This window comes from Roseateles sp. P5_B10 (assembly GCF_056400485.1).
Genome location: NZ_JBFULE010000669.1, coordinates 1 through 2925, shown reverse-complemented (window position 1 = coordinate 2925; position 2925 = coordinate 1). Strand labels below are relative to the sequence as shown.

The 2925-nt window shown below is 69.7% G+C and carries 3 protein-coding genes and 1 pseudogene; all 4 read left to right on the top strand.

What is annotated here, in order from left to right; all coding sequences use genetic code 11:
* A pseudogene (locus AC1DU6_RS25695) lies at nt 1-513 on the top strand (EscN/YscN/HrcN family type III secretion system ATPase); the annotation flags it as partial.
* A gap of 1 nt (nt 514) precedes the next feature.
* Nucleotides 515-1000, top strand: a complete 486-nt coding sequence (locus tag AC1DU6_RS25690) for a serine kinase (protein WP_477860567.1) — start codon at nt 515-517, stop codon at nt 998-1000.
* On the top strand, nt 1000-1794 hold the full coding sequence (gene sctT / locus AC1DU6_RS25685) for a type III secretion system export apparatus subunit SctT (RefSeq protein WP_477860565.1): 795 nt from the start codon (nt 1000-1002) through the stop codon (nt 1792-1794). The genes AC1DU6_RS25690 and sctT overlap by 1 nt, the downstream gene beginning before the upstream one ends.
* Entirely contained in the window at nt 1787-2818 is a 1032-nt protein-coding gene (locus AC1DU6_RS25680) for an EscU/YscU/HrcU family type III secretion system export apparatus switch protein (RefSeq protein ID WP_477860563.1), read from the top strand. The genes sctT and AC1DU6_RS25680 overlap by 8 nt, the downstream gene beginning before the upstream one ends.
* The last annotated feature ends 107 nt before the right edge of the window (nt 2819-2925 follow it).

The window sequence follows — 2925 nt, the reverse complement described above, 5'->3', positions numbered from 1 at the left end:
GGCCTGGCCAGCGGCGARCCGCCCACGCGGCGCAGCTACCCGCCGTCGATCTTCTCGATGCTGCCGCAACTGCTGGAGCGCGCGGGGCAGGGCGAGCGCGGCTCCATCACCGCCGTGTATTCGGTACTGACCGAGGGCGAGGACGACAGTGACCCCATCGCCGAGGAGGTTCGCTCCATCCTGGACGGCCACATCGTGCTGTCGCGCAAGCTCGCCGCGGCCAACCACTACCCCGCCATCGATGTGCTGGCCAGCGTGAGCCGCGTGATGTCGGCCGTGGCGTCGCCCGAGCATGCGCAGGCGGCCGGGCGCCTGCGCTCCCTGATGGCCAAGTACCAGGAGCTGGAGCTGCTGATCCAGATCGGCGAGTACCGCCAGGGCGCCGAAGCGCTGGCCGACCTGGCGGTGCAGCGCCGGGCGGCGACGCAGCAGTTCCTCGCGCAGAAGCCCGGCGACCGCCAAGCCTTCGAGCAGACACTGGCGGCGCTGCGGCGGCTCGCCGAGGGCGTGTGACATGGCCATCGCCTGGAAGCTGCTGGCCGACGTGCGCGAGCGCCACCAGCGCAGCGCGCTGCAGGTGGTGGGGCGTGACCAGCGGGCGCTGCAGGCCTGCGAGGCGAGGGCGCAAGAGGCCGAGCAGCAATGGCTGCAGCAGCACCAGGCCAAGGCGCAGCACTGGCAGTCCACTGTGGTGGCCGTGGGCGAGGGCGGCTGCAGCGTGGCGCAGATGCGCCAGGCGGGAGCCTGGAGCCGCGCGCTCGACAGGCGCATCGTGACGGCCGGTGCGGCCGCCGTACAGGCGCAGGTCGTGGTGGYGCAGGCTGCAGGGCTGCTCGACGCGAGCCGCGCGCAGCTGCGCCGCGCCAGCGCCGAGCTGGAGAAGGCCAGGCAGATGCAGCAGCGCGCCCAGGCCGAGCAACGTGCGCAGCAGGAGCGCCGGCAGGACGAGGCGACCGAGGAAGCGTCGGTGCAGATGTGGTCGGCGGCGCGGCGGGCCTGATGGACKAGTCCGCCTTCCTCCATCCCGAGCAGCTGCTCGCTTCCATCGCGCTGACCATGCCGCGGCTGTTCGCCGTGTTCGCTGTCACGCCTTTCCTGTCGCCCAACGTCATCACCGGCATGTCGCGCAATTCGCTGATGCTGATGCTGGCGCTGTTCATGTCGCCGCTGGCGGGCGTGATGCCGGCGCTGTCGGCGACGATGTGGGTCGCCATCGCCGCCAAGGAGGCGCTGATCGGCGTGATGCTGGGCCTGGGCTTCGGCATCTTCTTCTGGGCCATCCAGAGCGTGGGTGACCTGATCGACTTCCAGACCGGCAGCGGCAACGCCGCCTTCTTCGACCCCGTCGCGGGGCATGACAACGGCCCCACAGGCGAATTCCTCGGCTGGGTCGTCATCAACCTCTTCGTGTCGGCGGGCGGCATGCTGGCGCTGGTGGGCGCGGTGGTGGACTCCTACCGGCTGTGGCCGGTGGCCGATTTCTTTCCGGACCTGAGCCGCGTGATCGAGGCCTTCGCCATCCGCCAGGGCGACACCCTCTTCACCTGGATCGTCAAGCTGGCCGCGCCGGTCATCCTGGTGCTGATGCTGGTGGAGCTGGGCGCCGGCCTGCTGCAGCGCGTGGCGCCGCAGCTCAATGTGTTCCAGAGCACGCAGTCGCTCAAGGGCCTGCTGGCCGCGCTGATGATGATGCTGTTCATGTATGTGCTGTGGGATTCCCTGCAGCAGTTCCTGCGGCCCGACAACGGCGTGCTCGAGTTCCTGCGCTCTTCCATGAGGCCCCGCAGTGGCTGAGAAGGATCAGGCTCCGACGTCCAAGAAGCTGCGCGACGCACGCAAGCGGGGCGAGGTGGTGTTCAGCCACGACGTGGCGTCCAGCGCCGTCTTCCTGTTCGCCGTGCTGGCCTTGTGGCTGGCCGGCGCCACGATCTTCGGCCTGTGGCGCGAGTTGTGGCTGCACGCCACCAGCGAGCGCCTGTTCATCGCACCGGACGACGGCGTGCCGGCGCTGCTGCTGCACGCCGGGCGCGTGCTGGTGGCCACGATGCTGGGCCTGGGCGCGATGGCGGCGGCGGGCGGCTTCGTCGGTTCGTTCGCGCAGGTGGGGGGGCTGCTGGCCTGGGAGCGCATCAAGCCTGACGTGAACCGGCTCAACCCGGCACAGGGTTTCCAGAAGATCTTCTCGACGCGCAACCTCATCAACCTGCTGAAGATGATGGTCAAGACGGCGCTGCTCGCATCGGTGATGTGGCTGGTGATCCGCGGTTGCCTCGATACCGCGCTGAAGCTCGGCTATGCGACGCCGTCGGCCGCGATGAGCGTCGGCGCCAGCCTCGTGCTGCAGAGCTTCGCCTGGGCGGGGCTCGTCTATGCACTGATGGCGGGCGTGGACTACGCGCACACGCGCTACGAGTTCATCAAGGGCCTGCGCATGTCCATCGACGAGGTGAGGCGCGAGCACAAGGACGCCGAGGGCGACCCGCTGAACCGTTCGCGCCGGCGCAGCGCCCACTTCGAGGCCGTGTACGCGAGTCTGGCGGACCGCGTGCGCATGGCCTCGGCCGTCATCCATTCGCAGCGCGTGGCGGTGGCCCTGCAGTACCTCGGCGAGCACGACCTGCCGCGCGTGCTGGTGCGCGGCGAGGCCGAGCTGGCCGCACAGATTCGCCGCGTGGCGGGCGAGGCGTTGATCCCGATGGCCTTCGACCCGCAGCTGGCCGAGCTGCTGTACGACGAGGTGCCGCAGGACCAGCCGATTCCGCGCTCGCTGTATGCGCCGGTGGCCCGGCTGCTGCAGTGGGCCCAGGGGGATAACTAGGGCCTGTTAACGCTATGGCAATGGGTCGCGTTGTCGCCAAAAAGGCCGCGAGCAAGGCGCAAAGCGGAGCCGGGTTGGGCATCCGGCGAGCATTGGCAACGCCGCAC